This window comes from Streptomyces sp. NPDC038135 (assembly GCF_055601245.1).
Map to the genome: position 1 here is coordinate 910,562 of NZ_JBVJXS010000001.1, position 17,962 is coordinate 928,523.

Below are 17,962 nucleotides of genomic sequence, written 5' to 3' on the forward strand. Positions count from 1 at the left end.
GACGCCGGAATCGGCCGAATTCCCCACGCGCCGGTCAGCGCAGCCGCGCCCCGGCCGCGCCGAGCCAGGAGTGCCAGCCGCGCATCCGCGCCATGGCGCCGCCGTTCATGATCTGGTCGAACGCGCCGGCGGACACGTCCGACGGGGGCCGGTAGCCGCTCACGGCCGCGTGCTGCCCGGACGTCGGCGCGGGCGACAGGTCACTGCCCCGCCCGACGAGCGCGTAGCGCTTCCCCTCGACGTTGACCACCAGAGTGCCGAGCCGGGTCAGCCGCCCGTCGACCTTCCGGGGATCGCCCCGGAAGACGACCTGCCCGTCCCGGTCCTGAGCCCGCAGTTCCTCCGGGGTCAGGCTCAGGACGACGGGCACGCACCGCGCGCCGTTCCACAGACTCCGCCGCCAGTAGACGATCCCCGCGTATCCAGCGTGCTCGCTCATGCACCCGATCATGGCATGCACACAACGCACCAGGCAGGGGCCGTCACGCAGCGACGGGACGCGCCCGCAGGGCACGTCCCGTCACCTCATCGTCTCCGCGCGCTCACGTCGTCGAACGACGCCTGCGCGCCCCCGGGCGCCGCTCGCTCGGGCGGGTCACCGGGTCGCCGGACTCCAGGGCGGCCGTCCGGCGCTTCATGCCGAAGTCGGCCAGCGCCTCGGCCAGCTTGTGGACCGAGGGCTCGGGGGCCATCACGTCGACGCGCAGACCGTGTTCCTCGGCCGTCTTCGCCGTCGCCGGACCGATGCAGGCGATCACCGTGACGTTGTGCGGCTTGCCGGCGATGCCCACCAGGTTCCGGACGGTCGAGGACGACGTGAACAGCACCGCGTCGAAGCCACCGCCCTTGATGGCCTCGCGGGTCTCCGCCGGAGGCGGCGAGGCGCGCACGGTCCGGTAGGCCGTGACGTCGTCGACCTCCCAGCCCAGCTCGATCAGACCGGCCACCAGGGTCTCGGTGGCGATGTCGGCCCGGGGCAGGAAGACGCGGTCGATCGGGTCGAAGACCGGGTCGTACGGGGGCCAGTCCTCCAGGAGGCCGGCCGCCGACTGCTCACCGCTCGGCACCAGGTCGGGCTTCACACCGAAGGCGATCAGCGCCCTGGCCGTCTGCTCGCCCACCGCGGCGACCTTGATGCCCGCGAAGGCACGGGCGTCGAGGCCGTACTCCTCGAACTTCTCGCGCACCGCCTTGACCGCGTTGACGGACGTGAAGGCGATCCACTCGTACCGGCCGGTGACCAGGCCCTTGACCGCGCGTTCCATCTGCTGCGGGGTGCGCGGGGGCTCCACCGCGATCGTGGGGACCTCGTGCGGCACCGCGCCGTAGGACCGCAACTGGTCGGAGAGCGAAGCCGCCTGCTCCTTCGTGCGCGGCACGAGCACCTTCCAGCCGAACAGGGGCTTGGACTCGAACCACGACAGCTGGTCGCGCTGGGCGGCCGCGCTTCGCTCGCCGACCACGGCTATCACGGGCCGGCCGCCGTCCGGGGACGGCAGGACCTTCGCCTGCTTCAGCGTCTGCGCGATGGTGCCGAGCGTCGCCGTCCAGGTGCGCTGCCGGGTCGTCGTGCCGGCGACGGTGACGGTCAGCGGGGTGTCCGGCTTGCGGCCCGAGGACACCAGTTCGCCGGCCGCGGCGGCCACCGAGTCCAGCGTCGTGGAGACCACCACCGTGCCGTCGGAGGCGCCCACCTCCGTCCAGCAGCGGTCGGAGGCGGTACGGGCGTCCACGAACCGGACGTCCGCGCCGTGCGGGTCGCGCAGCGGCACACCGGCGTACGCGGGGACGCCGACGGCGGCCGCCACACCCGGTACGACCTCGAAGGGCACACCGGCGGCGGCGCAGGCGAGCATTTCCTCGGCCGCGTACGTATCAAGTCCCGGGTCCCCGGCAACCGCACGGACGACCCGCCTGCCGCCCCGCGTGGCCTCCATGACAAGATGAGCGGCATCCCGGGCAGGAGTCGGGACCGCAGCGGGTGTTGACGCGCCGTCAACGACCGTGAGCTGCGGCGCGCCCGTGCCCGGCGGTGACACCGAGGAGTCCGCGTCCATCGGCACGACGGACACGCCCTGCCGGGCGTGCGTCCGGATCACATCGAGCACGTCGTGCTCGGCGATCAGGACATCCGCGTTCGACAGCGCCTCCACGGCGCGCAGAGTCAGCAGCCCCGGATCCCCGGGTCCGGCACCCAGGAAGGTGACGTGCCCGTGTTCAAGGCCGGTGGGAAGGGTGGTGGGGCTCAATGTGCTCGCTCCCCCATCAGACCGGCCGCGCCCTGGTTCAGCATCTCGGTCGCGAGTTCGCGTCCGAGTGCCATCGCCTGGTCGTGCGTTCGGGGCACGGGACCGGTGGTGGACAGCTGCACCATGCGGGTGCCGTCGGTCGTGCCGACGACGCCCCGCAGGCGCATTTCCTTGACAATCTGCCCGTCGGCCACGAGGTCGGCCAACGCACCCACGGGTGCGCTGCAACCGGCCTCCAGGGCGGCGAGCAGGGACCGTTCGGCGGTCACGGCGGCCCGGGTGAGCGGGTCGTCGAGCTCGCCGAGTGCGGCGACGAGGTCCGCGGCGTCCGCGGTGCACTCGATCGCCAGGGCCCCCTGGCCGGGGGCGGGCAGAACCGTGTCGACCGACAGGAAGTCGGTCACCTCGTCGATCCGGCCGATGCGGTTCAGTCCGGCGGCGGCCAGGACGACCGCGTCCAGCTCACCGTCCCGCACGAAACCGATCCGGGTGTCGACGTTGCCGCGTATCGGGACCGTCTCTATGTCCAGTCCGTGGGCGCGGGCGTACGCGTTGAGCTGCGCCATGCGGCGCGGCGCCCCGGTGCCGATGCGGGCGCCGCGCGGCAGGTCGGTGAACTTCAGCGCGTCCCGGGCGACGATCACGTCACGGGGGTCCTCGCGCACCGGTACGGCGGCCAGGGCCAGTTCCCCGGGCTGCGTGGTCGGCAGGTCCTTGAGCGAATGAACCGCGAAGTCCACCTCGCCGCCGACCAGGGCGTCGCGCAGCGCCGTGACGAACACGCCGGTGCCGCCGATCTGCGTGAGGTGCTCGCGGGAGACGTCGCCGTGCGTGGTGATCTCGACCAGCTCGACGGGACGCCCGGTCACCCGGCGGACGGCGTCCGCAACCTGCCCGGACTGGGCCATGGCGAGCTTGCTGCGCCGCGTCCCCAGCCTCAAAGCCTTCTCTGTCATGCCGGTCGGTCCTTCTTGTCTGTGCTGTCCCCGGCCCGGGAGACGGCGGCCACCGTCTCGGGGTCGAGGTCGAACAGGGTGCGCAGCGCGTCCGCGTACCCGGCGCCGCCGGGCTCGGCCGCGAGCTGCTTGACCCGGACGGTCGGCGCGTGCAACAGCTTGTCGACGACCCGGTGCACGGCCTGCCGGATCTCGCCGCGCTGGCGTTCGTCCAGGTCGGGCAGGCGGCCGTCGAGCCGCGCGATCTCACCGGCGACGACATCGGCGGCCATGGTGCGCAGCGCGACCACGGTAGGCGTGATGTGCGCCGCCCGCTGGGCCGCGCCGAAGGCCGCGACCTCGTCCGAGACGATACGCCGGACCTGGTCCACGTCGGCCGCCATCGGCGCGTCGGCCGAGGCCTCGGCGAGGGACTCGATGTCCACCAGGCGCACCCCGGCCAGCCGGTGCACGGCCGCGTCGATGTCACGGGGCATGGCGAGGTCGAGGAGGAACAGGGCCGGGGCCGGGCGCGGGATCACGGCGACCGGTTCGGGCCTGCGGAGCTCGGGGATGCGGCCGACGGTGGCGGCGGTCGCGGCGAGCGCGGTGATCAGCTCGGCGTCGGCCTCGGGGCTGCGCCGGGCGGTGTCCCGGCGGTCCACGGTGCCGCCCGCGACCCAGGCCCCGTGCTGCTCCAGGGTGGCCGCGTCCAGTCCGGCGACGGCGGCCTCGCCGTGCACGGAGAAGCCGGTCGAGCCCTGCACGGCGGCCAGGTCCAGCGGGCAGTTCTCCTCGGCGGCGGCCGTGCCGGAGGCGGCGGCCGCCGGAGCGGTCCGCGCGGCCGGACGGGCGGCGGCGTCGGCCACGGGGTCGACGGTCCCGCCCACGACCCGGCCCTCGACCGCCTGCGCGACCGAGTCCGCCGTCAGCACCAGGCCCGTCGCCCCGGTGCAGGAGACGACGACGTCGGCACGTGTCAGCTCGCCCGGCACGGCGTCCATCCGCACCGCGCGGGCGGACACCGCGGTGTCGTCGCCCTCGGTGAGTATCCGGGCGAGGCGCTCGGCGCGCTCGAAGGTGCGGTTGGCGACGACGATCTCGCCGACGCCGGCGCGGGCCAGCGTGGCGGCGGCCAGCGAGGACATCGACCCGGCGCCGATGACCAGCGCCCTGCGTCCCGCGGCCCATTCCTCGACGGCGCCGCCCGCGGCCAGCTGTTCGAGGCCGAAGGTGACCAGCGACTGGCCGGCCCGGTCGATGCCGGTCTCGGAGTGGGCGCGCTTGCCGACCCGCAGGGACTGCTGGAACAGGTCGTTCAGCAGCTTGCCGGCGGTGTGCAGCTCCTGGGCGCGGGCCAGGGAGTCCTTTATCTGGCCGAGGATCTGCCCCTCGCCGACGACCATCGAGTCCAGGCCGCAGGCCACCGAGAACAGGTGGTGGACGGCCCGGTCCTCGTAGTGCACGTAGAGGTACGGGGTCAGCTCCTCGAGCCCGACACCGCTGTGCTGGGCGAGCAGCGTGGACAGCTCGGCCACACCGGCGTGGAACTTGTCGACGTCGGCGTACAGCTCGATGCGGTTGCAGGTGGCGAGCACCGCGGCCTCGGTGGCCGGCTCGGCGGCGACCGTGTCCTGGACCAGCTTGGCCCGGGCGTCCGCGCTCAGCGCGGCCCGCTCCAGCACGCTGACCGGGGCACTGCGGTGGCTCAGCCCGACGACGAGGAGGCTCATGCCGGCATCACGGCGGGCACGTCCCCGTCGGGTCCCTGGTCGCCGGAGGCGCCACGGGTGGTGGCGGCGGGCAGCGCGCCGTCCCCGGCGGCGGTCTCCTCACCGGCCTTGCGCTGCTCGTGGAAGGCGAGGATCTGCAGCTCGATGGAGAGGTCGACCTTGCGCACGTCGACCCCGTCCGGGACGGTCAGCACGGTCGGCGCGAAGTTCAGGATCGAGGTGACACCGGCGGCCACGAGCCGGTCGCAGACCTGCTGGGCGGCGCCGGCGGGGGTCGCGATCACGCCGATCGAGACGCCGTTGTCCTTGATGATCTTCTCGAGCTCGTCGGTGTGCTGCACGGGGATGCCGGCCACCGGCTTTCCGGCCATCGCCGGGTCGGCGTCGATCAGCGCGGCCACCCGGAAACCACGGGAGGCGAACCCGCCGTAGTTGGCCAGGGCGGCGCCGAGGTTGCCGATACCGACGATCACAACCGGCCAGTCCTGGGTCAGGCCCAGTTCACGGGAGATCTGGTAGACGAGATACTCCACGTCGTAGCCGACACCGCGCGTTCCGTAGGAACCCAGGTACGAGAAGTCCTTGCGCAGCTTCGCGGAGTTGACCCCCGCCGCCGCGGCCAGCTCCTCGGAGGAGACCGTGGGGACCGAGCGCTCCGACAGTGCGGTCAGCGCGCGGAGGTACAGCGGAAGCCGGGCGACGGTGGCCTCGGGAATCCCTCGGCTGCGGGTCGCCGGTCGGTGAGTTCGGCCAGTTGCCACGGTGCTCCTGCGGGTAGAGCGGGGCTGCAGGCGGTCATACGTTCCCGGACCGCCCCGTCCACAGCAGGCTATGCCTTTGTGAACGCGTGCACAAAGATTGTGTCCGATTTGCCCGGCCAACGTGACCGGGGTCACGCATGTCTTTCGTGGGGGCAAAACGTCAACGCTCCTCGTGAATCCCGCCCCCGAGACAAAAACTCCAACGATCCTAAGCGACCTCCGGGGTTTCGTTGTACTGGTCGGTCAGTTTCCGGGCCGGCCGCCGGTCAGCCGCCGGTCAGCTCCCTGCGCAGCCGGGCCTCGTCCACCCGCCAGAAGGTGTGCTGGCTGCCGTCGACCAGGACCACCGGGATCTGCTCCCAGTACTGGTCGTGCAGCCGCTGGTCCTGGGTGATGTCCTGCTGCTCCCAGGGCACGCCGAGTTCCCCGCAGACCTTCTCGATCACGGCCTGCGCGTCGTCGCACAGATGGCAGCCGGGCTTGCGGATGAGCGTGACCGACCGTTCGCTGGGATCGGCCTTACGCCGGAAGAGGGGACTCATGCCGGCCATTCTCCCGCCTCCTTAACGGCGCCGTCGTGGAGAGTTCACACCCTTCGAACCGCGCGGCTCCGGAACCACGGAGCGGACTGGCTATGCTCACGCCATGGCCGCTCTCGGATGGCTCACTCCCCGTAGGCGCTCCGCCACGGCGCGGAGCGTGTTGGCAGGCGAGGCTTCGGCGGAGGCCGCCCGGAAGTCCTCGCGGGAGATCCCGCAGGCAGCCGAGCGGGAACCGGAGTTCCCGGTCCTCGGCGACGACAGGGCCGCCGCCTTCTTCGACCTCGACAACACCGTGATGCAGGGCGCCGCGCTGTTCCACTTCGGGCGCGGCCTGTACAAGCGGAAGTTCTTCGAGACCCGCGACCTGGCCCGGTTCGCCTGGCAGCAGGCGTGGTTCCGGCTGGCCGGCGTCGAGGACCCCGAGCACATGCAGGAGGCACGCGACTCGGCGCTCTCCATCGTCAAGGGCCACCGGGTCGCCGAGCTGGAGACCATCGGCGAGGAGATCTACGACGAGTACATGGCCGACCGCATCTGGCCGGGCACCCGGGCCCTGGCCCAGGCGCACCTGGACGCGGGCCAGAAGGTGTGGCTGGTCACCGCGGCCCCCGTGGAGATCGCCCAGGTCATCGCCCGCCGGCTCGGCCTGACCGGCGCACTGGGCACCGTCGCGGAGTCGGTCGGCGGCGTCTACACCGGCGCGCTGGTGGGCGAACCCCTGCACGGGCCGGCCAAGGCGGAGGCGGTACGGGCCCTGGCCGCGGCGGAGGGCCTGGACCTTAACCGCTGCGCCGCCTACAGCGACAGCCACAACGACATCCCGATGCTGTCGCTGGTGGGGCACCCGTACGCCATCAACCCGGACGCCAAGCTGCGCAGGCACGCCCGCGAGCAGGACTGGCGGCTGCGGGACTACCGCACCGGGCGCAAGGCCGCGAAGGTCGGCATCCCGGCGGCGGCGGGCGTCGGCGCGGTCGCCGGCGGCACCGCGGCGGCCATCGCCCTGAGCCGGCGCCGGCGCTAGCGCTCGCCGGCCGCGACACGCCTGGGCGGTGCGGAGAACCCCGGATTATGCCGCCCCGCCCCCAACACGCCCCGCACTTCGCCGAAATACGCCCTTTTCCGATCAACAACCGGTCAACTAGCGACGCCTGATGAGCCGCCAATTGGCAACAGAAGCGACGCAATCGGTGATTTGAGCAACTCGGTGTAGCAGTGCCTGTACGAAGCGTTATTCTCCTCAGACGCAATCCGGTACCCCTCCGTCGCTACGACGGGTGAACGGTTCCGCACTGCACGTGATGCAAGCTCTGCCTCTGGGAGTCCCGTGTACCCACACGTCGGGGTTGACGCCTCGGGCCTGGCTACGCTGCGCGCGACGGTCGCGGCGGTCAAAGAGACGCTGCGCGGCGCCGTCCCCACCGCGTACGCCGTCCCCGCCTTCGCCACCGCCGCCCCCCTGGGCCCGTGCTACGCACTGGCCGAGGGCAGCGCCGCGGTCGGCAGACGCGGCCGCGCCACCGGCGCGGCCACCGCCCGCCGACCGGCCGCGGACAGCGACAGCGCCCGGATGATGGACCTCGTGGAGCGCGCCCAGGCCGGTGAGGCCGAGGCCTTCGGCCGCCTCTACGACCAGTACAGCGACACCGTGTACCGCTACATCTACTACCGGGTGGGCGGCAAGGCGACCGCCGAGGACCTGACGAGCGAGACCTTTCTGCGGGCGCTCCGCAGGATCGGCACGTTCACCTGGCAGGGCCGCGACTTCGGCGCCTGGCTGGTGACGATCGCCCGGAACCTGGTGGCGGACCACTTCAAGTCCAGCCGGTTCCGGCTCGAGGTCACCACCGGCGAGATGCTGGACGCCAACGAGGTCGAGCGCTCCCCGGAGGACTCCGTCCTGGAGTCCCTCTCCAACGCGGCGCTGCTGGACGCCGTGCGCCGGCTCAACCCCCAGCAGCAGGAGTGCGTGACCCTGCGCTTCCTGCAGGGTCTCTCGGTGGCCGAGACCGCCCGTGTGATGGGCAAGAACGAAGGCGCCATCAAGACCCTCCAGTACCGCGCCGTGCGGACGCTCGCCCGGCTCCTGCCGGACGACGCCCGCTGACGCCGGCGACACTCAGCCACCGCCAACTCACACCCGGTCGCGGCCCGTTGACTTTCCGACCCGATCATCCGCCGTCCGTAACCCAAGTGCCGGACCGCTCGTTGTGCGGGATACAGGCTCCCTGTGGTCACGTCCCGGCCGACTCCATCGCTCGATCGTGTGGAAGAGGTCGTGGGCGTGCAACCCTCAGGACCCCCTGGGGAGTCGACCGTGATGACGAGAGGAGGTGCCGCCAGTGATCGCGAACGTATCGGCGCACCGGCGGGCGAACGCCTTCGCCCAGGCCCTGGAGGAGCAGTCCGACCGGGACATGGCGGCCGAGCAGTCCACAGCGGCGGCGGGACCGCCGCCGACCGCCGAGGAACAGTCCGAGCGGGGCGAGCTCCTGGCCCTGGCCGCTGACCTCGGCGCACTGCCCAGGCCGCAGCTCGACCCCGAGGTCAAGGTCGTCCAGCGCGCCCAGCTGGTGGCCGCGATGGAGGCCATGCTCCAGGAGGGCGGGGCGGCGGACACAGCCGTACCCGAACAGCGCTCCCGCGGGCGCGGCGCACACCGGGCGAGCCCGCTGGGCAAGCTCCGGCCGCGCTCCAGACTGACCAAGGGGCTCGCGGCCGGCGGACTGAGCGTCGGCGTGGCCGCCGGGGCCTTCGGCGGAGTCGCCGCCGCGAGTTCCGACGCCTTGCCCGGCGACTCGCTGTACGGCCTCAAGCGCGGCATCGAGGACTTCAGGCTCAACTACCTGAGCGACGGCGAGGACCAGCGCGGCCAGACGTACCTCGACCAGGCCTCCACCCGGCTGAGCGAGGCCCGCCGGCTGATGGAGCGCGCCCGTGGCGGACAGCAGCTCGACCACGAGTCCATCGGTGAGATCCGCCGCACCCTGTCCGGGATGCGGCACGACGTCACCGAGGGCCACCGCCTGCTGCACGAGGCCTACGAGCGGGACCCGGACTCCCTCGGGCCCATCCAGGCGCTCTCCAGCTTCTCCGAGTCCCACCGGGACGCCTGGAGCGCGCTGAGCGACAAGCTGCCCGTGCAGCTGGGCGACGTCAAACAGCAGGTGTCGTCGGTCTTCGACGCCATAGACGAAGAGGTCGCCCCGCTGCAGTCCCTGCTGCCGCAGCCGCCCGCTTCGACGGGCGACGGCAAACGGCAGGGCTCCGGCGAGGCGTCCACCGGCTCCTCCCGCAGCCACCGTCCGACGGCGCCCAGCACCGGCGGCACGCCGTCCACCGGGCGCACCGGCTCCGGCAGCCCGACCGGATCGGCCACCCGCGACAGCGACGACAGCCTGATCGGGGGCAGCACGGGCGGTCTGCTCGACCCGCCGAAGATCGGCGGCGACGGTGGTTCCCCGACCCCCAGCAAGTCCCCGACGAGCGCGCCGGACGTCACCCTTCCGCCGCTCCTCCCGGGCCTGCTGCCCGGCCTGGGCATCGACGGCCAGAACGCGGACTAGCGCGGTACGACGGCGACGGGGGCGCCCCTTTCCGAGCAGGGGCGCCCCCGTCGCCGTACCGTCGCACGGCCGGCGGAGCAGCCGTCAGAAGAACACCGACCGCCGCTGCACCAGCAGCTTGTAGAGCGTGTGCTGGATCTGTTCGCGGACCTGGTCGGTCAGGTTGAACATCAGCATCGGGTCGTCGGCCGCCTCCGGCGGATAGCCGTCCGTGGGGATCGGCTCGCCGAACTGGATGGTCCACTTGGTGGGCAGCGGAATCGCCCCGAGCGGCCCGAGCCACGGGAAGGTCGGCGTCAGCGGGAAGTACGGGAAGCCCAGCAGCCGCGCCAGGGTCTTGGCGTTGCCGAGCATCGGGTAGATCTCCTCGGCGCCGACGACCGAGCACGGGATGATCGGCACTCCCTGCCGCAGAGCCGTGGAGACGAAACCGCCGCGGCCGAACCGCTGGAGCTTGTAGCGCTCGCTGAACGGCTTGCCGATGCCCTTGAAGCCCTCCGGCATGACGCCGACCAGTTCGCCCTGCGCCAGCAGCCGTTCGGCGTCCTCCGCGCAGGCCAGGGTGTGGCCCAGCTTGCGGGCGAGCTCGTTGACCACCGGCAGCACGAACACCAGGTCGGCCGCGAGGAGCCGCAGATGCCGGTCGGCCGGGTGGTGGTCGTGCACGGCGACCTGCATCATCAGGCCGTCCAGCGGCAGCGTCCCGGAGTGGTTCGCGACGATCAGCGCCCCGCCGTCGGCCGGGATGTTCTCGACGCCCTTCACCTCGACCCGGAAGTACTTCTCGTACACCGGCCGCAGCAGCGACATCAGGACCTGGTCGGTCAGCTCCTCGTCGTAGCCGAAGTCGTCGACCTCGTAGTCCCCGGTGAGCCGGCGGCGCAGGAACGACAGACCGCTCGCGATGCGCCGCTCGAGACCGCCGTCGTCGTGCGGCGCGGCGGGCGGCCCTTCCTCTGCGGTCACCGGGACATCATCCTGCCCGGCCGCACTGGCGGGCAGGGGCTGGACCTCACGAACCGGCCCGGCCTCCCCGGCCGCCCCGCGCCGGTTCCCCGCGCCGCGGCGCCGCGACGGCCGCTGGGCGGCGCTCCCGCGGGACCGGTCGTCGTCGAACGGAATGACCTTGGCGTCCGCCATCGTTGCTGCGCTCCTCAGTTGGCGCTCTGCGTCGGGAGGTGCCCGCCGCTCTTCGCGGCGAGCGCGGCGACCCGGTCCACGGCCCCCGCGAGGGCCTCCGGCGGCAGCAGGCCGGGGCCCTGGCCGCTCGCGAAGTCCGCGAACGTCTCCGCCGTCGTGTACTTGGGCCGGAAGCCCAGCGTCTCGCGCATCTGGTCGGTGGCCACCACCCGGCCGTGGGTGAGCAGCCTGATCTGTTCGGGCGAGAAGTCCGTCATTCCCAGCGTACGCACCAGCGAACCGGCCCACGTGACGGCGGGCAGCAGCAACGGGACCGTGGGCCGCCCGAGCCGCCGCGAGCACTGCGAGAGCAGCAGCACGCCGTCCCCCGCGATGTTGAAGGTGCCGCTGTTCAGCGTGCCCCGGCGCGGCTCGTGGGAGGCCAGCCGCAGCACCTCGACGACGTCGTCCTCGTGCACGAACTGCAGCCGCGGGTCGTAGCCGAACACGGTCGGCAGCACCGGCAGCGCGAAGTACGCCGCGAGCGGGGTGTCGGCGGCCGGCCCGAGGATGTTGGCGAAGCGCAGCACGCACACGGCGACGTCCGGCCGCCGCCGCGCGAACCCGCGGACGTACCCCTCGACCTCCACCGTGTCCTTCGCGAACCCGCCGCTGGGCAGCGACTTGGCCGGGGTCGTCTCGGTGAACACGGCGGGGTCGCGCGGCGCGGACCCGTAGACGTTGGTGCTGGACTTCACCACCAGCCGGCGCACGCTCGGCGACTTCTGGCAGGCGCCGAGCAACTGCATGGTGCCGATGACGTTGGTCTCCTTGACCGTGGCCCGGCTGCCGCCGCCCAGCGCGGTACCGGTCACGTCCAGGTGGACGACCGTGTCGGCGCCCGTCTCGGCGAGCACCCGGGCGATGCCGGGCTGCCGGATGTCGGCCTGGACGAAGTCGGCTCCGCCCAGATGATGCGCCGGCGGCACCGCGTCCACGGCGATCACCCGGTCCACGTCCGGGTCCCGCAGGATCCGCCGTACGAACCGGCCGCCGAGCTGCCGGGCCACTCCGGTGACGAGCACGACCTTGCCCAAGATCAGCGCCTTCCCTTCCCGACCTCGTACGGGACCTGGCCCCTGCCGCGTTCCCCGTGTCGGCAAACTTAGCGGGTTGATGTTGCGCTGTGATGGCCACCCGATGCGTGAAGTGACGGAATTTCCCCAGTCGGAACATGCCGACCCCGCCGAAGGCCGGCGGGCGCCCGGGTCCGGACACGACTGTGGCCCCCCGCCTTTTTCAGGTGGGGGGCCACAGAACACGCTCTCGCGGCGCCGCTTACTTCTTGTTGCGGCGCTGAACGCGCGTGCGCTTGAGCAGCTTGCGGTGCTTCTTCTTGGCCATCCGCTTGCGCCGCTTCTTGATAACAGAGCCCACGACTACCCTCGCTCACTTCTCATCACTCGGTTGTTTGGGCGCCATGGGCCCACACGACCTACGAGGGGTCAGCCTACCCGGTCGAGCGCCGAGCCCGTAATCGAGGGGTTGCCCGGGGTCTTCCCGAGCGCCGTCAGGCCGTCTCCACCCCCACATAACTCTCGCGGAGGTACTCGTGTACCGCTTGCTCGGGGACGCGGAAGGACCGCCCCACCCGGATCGCGGGCAGATGACCGCTGTGCACCAGCCGGTACACGGTCATCTTCGACACTCGCATCACCGAGGCGACCTCCGCCACGGTAAGGAACTGGACCTCGTTCAGAGGCCTCTCGCCAGCTGCAGCCATGACACACCTGAACCTTCCGCACTCGACGGCCACCGGCTTCCCCTTCCGGTGACTCTTCGTCGTTGCGTGCTCACTCCCCAATGTAGGGGCGGGTGATGCGAGTGGGGAAGAGGTGCACCCATCGGCGGCCTACTGTGACAGACGGGCTCGATTGAGTACGTAGCGGGCCAGCGGCAGATAGTGACCAGACGGCATGCCGTCGTCAACCGGAACGACGACGGACACGACTCCCTCCGCCTCCCCCACGAACAGCGCCGGATCGTCGGTGTCGGCCAGTCCGATGGCCTCGAACCCCAGCTGACCAGCACCGCAGACCCAGCCGTGGTCGCCGATCACCAGCTCCGGCAGCGGTCCGCCGGCCTCGGCGGCGGCGGCCAGGACCACCCGAACCGGGAGCGGCGAGTGGCAGTGCGCACCCGGCTCACAACCGGGGCGCCCGCCGTCCGGTTCCCGCACCAGGGCAACCCCGCGGACGTAGTCGACTCGGTACGTGCGTAGACCGAACCGGGTCAATATGTCGACACAGCGACCCTGCGCGGAGGTGAGCACCTCACATCCCGCCGCCGACAGCGCGTCCGCCAAGCCGCCGTAGAACCCGAGCAGCCGATGCGGATGCCCGGTGCCCAGCAGCACCGGCGCGCCCCGCCCGGCCACCCTCCGGATCCGCTCCGCGAACGCGTCCAGCGCCGCCAGCGTCCGTTCCGGATCGATCACGTCCGGGCCGGAGGTGCACCGGGGATCGGCCGAAACCCCGCACCTGGCCGCCATCAGGGCGAGCAACTCCCGCTGCCCCCACGGCGACTCGGGGTCGATTCCGATCAGCGCCCGCGGGTCCCGGGCCGCGAACAGCCGGTACCGGCGGAGACTGGCCTCACGGGACGTCCCGATCTCACCGGCCAGCCGGGCGGCCAGCAGATGCGCACGAAGGCCCTCGGCGGTCCACACGCTTGCGATGCTGACGCACCGGGCGGCGGCCCGGTGGCGGAACGGGCGAACACCGCACGGTTGGCCCAGTGGGCGCCCCGGCGCTCAGGGCAGCAGCCCGCGCAGCGGGAACGCCGAGCGGCGGGTGGCGAGGACGGCCTGGTCCAGGCGATCGGCGGGGTCGTAGCCCTCCTCCCAGGAGGCGAACGACACCGGCCACCGCCCGTCGGTCATCCGCCGCGGCGCCGGCTGCCGGGTCCGCGCGAACACCTCCTGCCGCCACTCCTCGGGAATCTCCGCCGCCGGATCGACCTCACGGCCCGCCGCGATCCCCACCAGGTGCGTCCACGACCGCGGCACCACCTCGACCACCGCGTAGCCACCGCCCCCCAGCGCGACCCACCTGCCGTCCGCGTACTCGTGCGCCAGCTCGTGGCACGCCACCTGCACCGCCCGCTGGGCGTCCAGCGACACCGCGAGATGCGCCAGCGGATCCTCGAAGTGCGTGTCCGCGCCGTGCTGCGAGACCAGCACCTGGGGCCGGAACCCGGCGAGCAGTTCGGGCACCACCGCGTGGAACGCCCGCACCCATCCCGCGTCCCCGGTCCCGGCCGGCAGGGCCACGTTCACCGCGGTGCCCTCGCCCTCGCCCGCGCCGGTCTCCTGCGGCCACCCGGTCTGCGGGAACAACGTACGGGGATGCTCGTGCAGCGAGACCGTCAGCACCCGCGGGTCCTCCCAGAACGCCGCCTGCACCCCGTCCCCGTGGTGCACGTCGACGTCCACGTAGGCGACCCGCTCGACGCCCAGCTCCAGCAGCCGCGCGATGGCCAGCGCCGCGTCGTTGTAGATGCAGAACCCCGAGGCGCCGCCCGGCATCGCGTGGTGCAGCCCGCCGGTGAAGTTCACCGCGTGCAGCGCGTCCCCGCGCCACACCGCCTCCGCCGCGCCCACCGACTGCCCGGCGATCAGCGCGGACACCTCGTGCATCCCGGCGAACGCGGGATCGTCCTCCGTGCCGAGGCCGTACGCCCCGCGGGCCGAGCGCGGGTCGGCGGAAGCGGCCTTCACGGCGTCGATGTAGTCCGGGCGGTGCACCAGCCGCAGCGTCGACTCACCGGCCGGTTTCGCCGCGACGACCCGCAGCTCCCGGTCGAGCCCGAAGGCGCCCACCAGCCTCCGGGTCAGCTCCAGCCGGACCGGATCCATCGGATGGTCCGGGCCGAAGTCATAGCCCGTTACTGCCTCGTCCCACATCAGCTGTGCGCGGCCGCTCATGCCCGCCACCGTATCGGTCCGGTTGAGCCGCGAACGACCTGGCGTACACGAGCGTCACCAGCACCAACACCATCGGCACGAGCATGGCCCCGCGGTAGCTCCAGGCGTCCCCGAGCGCACCCACCAGCGGCGAACCGACGAGGAAACCCACGTAGTTGAAGATGTTGAGCCGCGCGATCGCCGCGTCCGAGGCGTCCGGGAACAGCCGGCCCGCCGCCGCGAACGTCTGCGGCACCAGGACGCAGAGCCCCAGCCCCAGCAGGGTGAACCCGAGCATCCCCAGCCACGCGTCCGGCGCCACGGACACCACCGCGAACCCGGCGGCCGCCACCAGCGCCCCGAGCCGCACCACCGCGGCCGCGCCGAACCGCCGCACCCCGAAGTCCCCGATGGACCGGCCGACCAGCGTGGTCACCATGTACACGTTGTACGGCACGGTCGCCAGCTGCTCCGAACTGCCCAGCACGTCCTTCAGGTACTTCGCGCTCCAGTTGGAGACGGTCGAGTCCCCGATGTACGCGAACGTCATCACCAGGCACAGCGGCAGCAGCAGCTTGAAGACGAGACCCCCGCCCTGCCCGGCCGGCCGGTCGGCCACCGGCTCCGCCACCCCGTCGACGTACCACCGGCTGCCCACCAGCGCCCCCGGCAGCAGCACGGCCACCACCGGCAGGTACGACACCCACAGCGCGAGATGCCAGTGCGCCCCGGCCCAGGCCAGCGAGGCGCCGACGATCCCGCCCAGGCTGTACACCGCGTGGAAGCTCAGCATGATGCTGCGCCCGTACGTCCGCTGCAGGCTCACCCCGAGCATGTTCATCGAGGCGTCCAGCGCGCCGACGGAGAGACCGAACACCGCCAGGGCCACGCCGAGTCCGGCCAGCCCGTCACCGGCTCCGACGCCGACCAGGGCCAGCAGCACCACCGGCTGCGACCAGCGCAGCAGCCGGCTGGGCCGGATCCGCTTCACGAGCTGCTCGGTCGTCACACTGCCGGCCCCGGCGAGGATCGGGACGGCGGCCAGGAAGACCGGAAGCAGCGCGTCGGATATCCCGTAGCGGTCCTGGATGGCCGGGATGCGCGTCACCAGCAGCGCGAACGCGACGCCCTGCGCGAAGAAGCTGAACGCCAGCGAGGCCCTGCCGCGCCGCAGCACATCAGTCATGGCGGCGAGCGTAGGGCCCCGGGCTACCTGTGGGTAGATCCAGCCAAAGGTGAGTTTCCCTCACCTTCGCCGTCCGGCGGATCAGGCGGCGACGGCCACTTCGGGGAGCCGGCCGGCCTTGCCGGCGTTCGCCTCGGCGGTGAGCAGCCGCGCCATCGGCTCGGCCGCGAGGCCACCGCCGACCACGAACGCCGCCGTCAGCACCACCGCGATGACGACCGTGCCGAGCCAGACCATCGTGTCGACCGGGAGGGTGTAGGCGCCGACGACCCGGGCGACGCACTCGAGCAGCAGGGCCGTCCCCCACACCAGCGAGAAGGCCCGCTCCTTGCGCCGGAAGGCGTCCGAACCGGCAGCCGCGCCCGAGGCGAGCCGTTCCCAGGCGGCCTCACGGCCGGCGTCGCCCTTGACGAGGAAGGGCTTCATCCCCGCGGTCATGGCCGGCTTGCCGAGCGCGACCGAGACCAGGATGCCGATCGCCAGAGTGCTGCTGACCGCACCGTCCTTGGCGAGCATCAGCCGGGGATCGCCGGACACGAAGCCGGCCACCAGGCTCACGACGTTCACCACCAGGGTGAGGAGGGCGAACGCGTTGGCCGTGCGCTCCCTGACCACGCCCCACACCGTCCGCACCGCCGGCACCACGCTGCTCCAGGCGAGCGCCCCGAAGGTGCTCATCCCGAAGGCCTCCTTGAGGAGGTAGTACGAGCCGATCGGCAGCGCCACGTCCACCAGCAGCGGCTTGAAGGTCCGCAGTCTGCCCGTGCGCTGCCCGCGGCTCGGGTTCTCGGTCCGGTCCTGGTTCCCCGTGGTCTTCGTCATGCTCCAAGGTTCGCCGCCGGGCGGGGTCCGGCGGTAGGAACGATCGTCCGGTGGTCCCCATGACAAATGTCAGTCACCGCCGGGTGCCGCCGGTCATACCAGCAGGTCGGCCAACTCGCCCATGGTGGAGAAGAGTTGGTTCGCGCCCGTGAGCCTCGCCGGCGGGGTCATCGCGGTGAACCCGTACACGTCCATCCCGGCCGCCACGGCCGCCTGGACGCCCAGCGGGGAGTCCTCCACCACCAGGCAGCGCCCGGGTGCGGCGCCCATCCGCTCGGCCGCGTACAGGAAGAGGTCGGGGGCCGGCTTGCCCCGGCCGACGTCCTGGGAGCTGAAGATCCTGTCCCGCGTGAACCAGCGGTCGAGCCCGGTCGTCCGGTGCCCCACCCTGATCCGCTCGTGGCTCCCGGACGACGCCACGCAGTAGGGCACCCCGTCCGCGGCCAGCTTCTCCAGCACTCCGTCTACGCCGGCGACGGGCTGCAACTCCCGCTCGAACGCGGCGAACACACGGGCGTGGAAGACGTCGTCGAAGTCGTCCGGGAGCCGCTGCCCCGTCCGCTCCAGGACCAGATCGTGGATCCGGTGCATCGCGGACCCCATGTAGTCGCGCATGGAGTCCTCGTACGTCGTCGGGTGCCCCAGCTCCGTCAGATGGGCGGCCAGAATCCGGTTGGAGATCGGCTCACTGTCGACGAGAACACCGTCGTTGTCGAAGATGACGAGGTCGTAGCGCATACCCAGACCCTAAAGGACCCGGAACGCAGAAAACCCCCGCATCTTTCGATGCGGGGGTTTTCCCAATAATTGTTCGGCGGCGTCCTACTCTCCCACAGGGTCCCCCCTGCAGTACCATCGGCGCTGTGAGGCTTAGCTTCCGGGTTCGGAATGTAACCGGGCGTTTCCCTCACGCTATGACCACCGAAACACTATGAAACTGACAACCGAACCACGTGTGGCAACGTGGGGCTGTTCGTGGTTTCAGAACCAACACAGTGGACGCGAGCAACTGAGGACAAGCCCTCGGCCTATTAGTACCGGTCACCTCCACCAGTTACCTGGCTTCCAGATCCGGCCTATCAACC

At 71.9% G+C, this 17,962-nt stretch carries 18 protein-coding genes and 1 rRNA gene; 3 read left to right on the top strand and 16 right to left on the bottom strand.

What is annotated here, in order from left to right:
* Positions 1-34 precede the first annotated feature (34 nt).
* The 6 genes from ACZ7JA_RS04295 to ACZ7JA_RS04320 all read right to left on the bottom strand — a co-directional run bounded on the left by ACZ7JA_RS04295 (position 35) and on the right by ACZ7JA_RS04320 (position 6,229).
* Complete coding sequence (locus tag ACZ7JA_RS04295; RefSeq protein ID WP_389305188.1) at positions 35-439, bottom strand: hypothetical protein; 405 nt, start codon at positions 437-439, stop codon at positions 35-37.
* Positions 440-542: 103 nt separating this feature from the next.
* On the bottom strand, positions 543-2,249 hold the full coding sequence (locus ACZ7JA_RS04300) for a bifunctional uroporphyrinogen-III C-methyltransferase/uroporphyrinogen-III synthase (RefSeq protein WP_351667514.1): 1,707 nt from the start codon (positions 2,247-2,249) through the stop codon (positions 543-545).
* Positions 2,246-3,205, bottom strand: a complete 960-nt coding sequence (gene hemC / locus ACZ7JA_RS04305; RefSeq protein ID WP_389305185.1) for a hydroxymethylbilane synthase — start codon at positions 3,203-3,205, stop codon at positions 2,246-2,248. Before hemC ends, ACZ7JA_RS04300 begins: the two co-directional genes overlap by 4 nt.
* Positions 3,202-4,917: a glutamyl-tRNA reductase gene (locus tag ACZ7JA_RS04310; protein WP_450743116.1), complete on the bottom strand. Its 1,716-nt coding sequence runs from the start codon at positions 4,915-4,917 to the stop codon at positions 3,202-3,204. Before ACZ7JA_RS04310 ends, hemC begins: the two co-directional genes overlap by 4 nt.
* Positions 4,914-5,678: a redox-sensing transcriptional repressor Rex gene (locus ACZ7JA_RS04315; protein WP_351667510.1), complete on the bottom strand. Its 765-nt coding sequence runs from the start codon at positions 5,676-5,678 to the stop codon at positions 4,914-4,916. Before ACZ7JA_RS04315 ends, ACZ7JA_RS04310 begins: the two co-directional genes overlap by 4 nt.
* Before the next feature lie 266 nt (positions 5,679-5,944).
* The gene (locus tag ACZ7JA_RS04320) at positions 5,945-6,229 is read right to left on the bottom strand and encodes a glutaredoxin family protein (RefSeq protein ID WP_351667509.1); all 285 of its coding nucleotides are present in this window, start codon (positions 6,227-6,229) and stop codon (positions 5,945-5,947) included.
* Between the two features lie 94 nt (positions 6,230-6,323).
* Between ACZ7JA_RS04320 and ACZ7JA_RS04325 the strand changes: the two genes are divergently transcribed.
* The 3 genes from ACZ7JA_RS04325 (at position 6,324) to ACZ7JA_RS04335 (ending at position 9,786) form a co-directional block, all read left to right on the top strand.
* The gene (locus ACZ7JA_RS04325; protein WP_351667508.1) at positions 6,324-7,244 is read left to right on the top strand and encodes an HAD family hydrolase; all 921 of its coding nucleotides are present in this window, start codon (positions 6,324-6,326) and stop codon (positions 7,242-7,244) included.
* Between the two features lie 303 nt (positions 7,245-7,547).
* A complete protein-coding gene (locus ACZ7JA_RS04330) occupies positions 7,548-8,327 on the top strand; it encodes an ECF subfamily RNA polymerase sigma factor, BldN family (protein WP_351667507.1) in 780 nt (259 codons plus the stop codon).
* Between the two features lie 235 nt (positions 8,328-8,562).
* Positions 8,563-9,786: a DUF5667 domain-containing protein gene (locus ACZ7JA_RS04335; protein WP_470807103.1), complete on the top strand. Its 1,224-nt coding sequence runs from the start codon at positions 8,563-8,565 to the stop codon at positions 9,784-9,786.
* An 84-nt stretch (positions 9,787-9,870) separates the two neighbouring features.
* Here ACZ7JA_RS04335 and ACZ7JA_RS04340 read toward each other — a convergent pair whose 3' ends face one another.
* The 10 genes from ACZ7JA_RS04340 to rrf all read right to left on the bottom strand — a co-directional run bounded on the left by ACZ7JA_RS04340 (position 9,871) and on the right by rrf (position 17,803).
* Complete coding sequence (locus tag ACZ7JA_RS04340; protein WP_470807105.1) at positions 9,871-10,926, bottom strand: lysophospholipid acyltransferase family protein; 1,056 nt, start codon at positions 10,924-10,926, stop codon at positions 9,871-9,873.
* A gap of 14 nt (positions 10,927-10,940) precedes the next feature.
* Positions 10,941-12,002, bottom strand: a complete 1,062-nt coding sequence (locus tag ACZ7JA_RS04345) for an NAD-dependent epimerase/dehydratase family protein (RefSeq protein ID WP_389305177.1) — start codon at positions 12,000-12,002, stop codon at positions 10,941-10,943.
* A 241-nt stretch (positions 12,003-12,243) separates the two neighbouring features.
* Entirely contained in the window at positions 12,244-12,342 is a 99-nt protein-coding gene (locus ACZ7JA_RS04350) for a 30S ribosomal protein bS22 (protein WP_003948845.1), read from the bottom strand.
* Positions 12,343-12,475: 133 nt separating this feature from the next.
* On the bottom strand, positions 12,476-12,688 hold the full coding sequence (locus ACZ7JA_RS04355) for a helix-turn-helix domain-containing protein (protein WP_004984898.1): 213 nt from the start codon (positions 12,686-12,688) through the stop codon (positions 12,476-12,478).
* 129 nt (positions 12,689-12,817) lie between these two features.
* Positions 12,818-13,633, bottom strand: a complete 816-nt coding sequence (locus ACZ7JA_RS04360; protein WP_351667503.1) for a phosphatase — start codon at positions 13,631-13,633, stop codon at positions 12,818-12,820.
* A gap of 84 nt (positions 13,634-13,717) precedes the next feature.
* Positions 13,718-14,890, bottom strand: coding sequence for an acetoin utilization protein AcuC (locus ACZ7JA_RS04365; RefSeq protein ID WP_351667502.1), 1,173 nt, complete (start codon positions 14,888-14,890; stop codon positions 13,718-13,720).
* Positions 14,841-16,055, bottom strand: coding sequence for an MFS transporter (locus tag ACZ7JA_RS04370; RefSeq protein WP_470807107.1), 1,215 nt, complete (start codon positions 16,053-16,055; stop codon positions 14,841-14,843). The genes ACZ7JA_RS04365 and ACZ7JA_RS04370 overlap by 50 nt, the downstream gene beginning before the upstream one ends.
* 81 nt (positions 16,056-16,136) lie before the next feature.
* Positions 16,137-16,877 (bottom strand): VC0807 family protein, encoded by a 741-nt coding sequence (locus ACZ7JA_RS04375; protein WP_351667500.1) that lies wholly within the window; start codon positions 16,875-16,877, stop codon positions 16,137-16,139.
* A 93-nt stretch (positions 16,878-16,970) separates the two neighbouring features.
* Complete coding sequence (locus ACZ7JA_RS04380; protein ID WP_470807110.1) at positions 16,971-17,615, bottom strand: HAD family hydrolase; 645 nt, start codon at positions 17,613-17,615, stop codon at positions 16,971-16,973.
* Positions 17,616-17,686: 71 nt separating this feature from the next.
* A 5S ribosomal RNA gene (gene rrf / locus ACZ7JA_RS04385) occupies positions 17,687-17,803 on the bottom strand.
* Between the last annotated feature and the right edge of the window lie 159 nt (positions 17,804-17,962).

Bases quoted from the DNA above. Each gene is read 5' to 3' on its own strand.
- ACZ7JA_RS04310 (WP_450743116.1), bottom strand. From the start codon at position 4,917: ATGAGCCTCCTCGTCGTCGGGCTGAGCCACCGCAGTGCCCCGGTCAGC.
- ACZ7JA_RS04355 (WP_004984898.1), bottom strand. From the start codon at position 12,688: ATGGCTGCAGCTGGCGAGAGGCCTCTGAACGAGGTCCAGTTCCTTACC.
- hemC (WP_389305185.1), bottom strand. From the start codon at position 3,205: ATGACAGAGAAGGCTTTGAGGCTGGGGACGCGGCGCAGCAAGCTCGCC.
- ACZ7JA_RS04325 (WP_351667508.1), top strand. From the start codon at position 6,324: ATGGCCGCTCTCGGATGGCTCACTCCCCGTAGGCGCTCCGCCACGGCG.
- ACZ7JA_RS04340 (WP_470807105.1), bottom strand. From the start codon at position 10,926: ATGGCGGACGCCAAGGTCATTCCGTTCGACGACGACCGGTCCCGCGGG.
- ACZ7JA_RS04295 (WP_389305188.1), bottom strand. From the start codon at position 439: ATGAGCGAGCACGCTGGATACGCGGGGATCGTCTACTGGCGGCGGAGT.
- ACZ7JA_RS04365 (WP_351667502.1), bottom strand. From the start codon at position 14,890: ATGAGCGGCCGCGCACAGCTGATGTGGGACGAGGCAGTAACGGGCTAT.
- ACZ7JA_RS04320 (WP_351667509.1), bottom strand. From the start codon at position 6,229: ATGGCCGGCATGAGTCCCCTCTTCCGGCGTAAGGCCGATCCCAGCGAA.
- ACZ7JA_RS04370 (WP_470807107.1), bottom strand. From the start codon at position 16,055: ATGACTGATGTGCTGCGGCGCGGCAGGGCCTCGCTGGCGTTCAGCTTC.
- ACZ7JA_RS04375 (WP_351667500.1), bottom strand. From the start codon at position 16,877: ATGACGAAGACCACGGGGAACCAGGACCGGACCGAGAACCCGAGCCGC.
- ACZ7JA_RS04380 (WP_470807110.1), bottom strand. From the start codon at position 17,615: ATGCGCTACGACCTCGTCATCTTCGACAACGACGGTGTTCTCGTCGAC.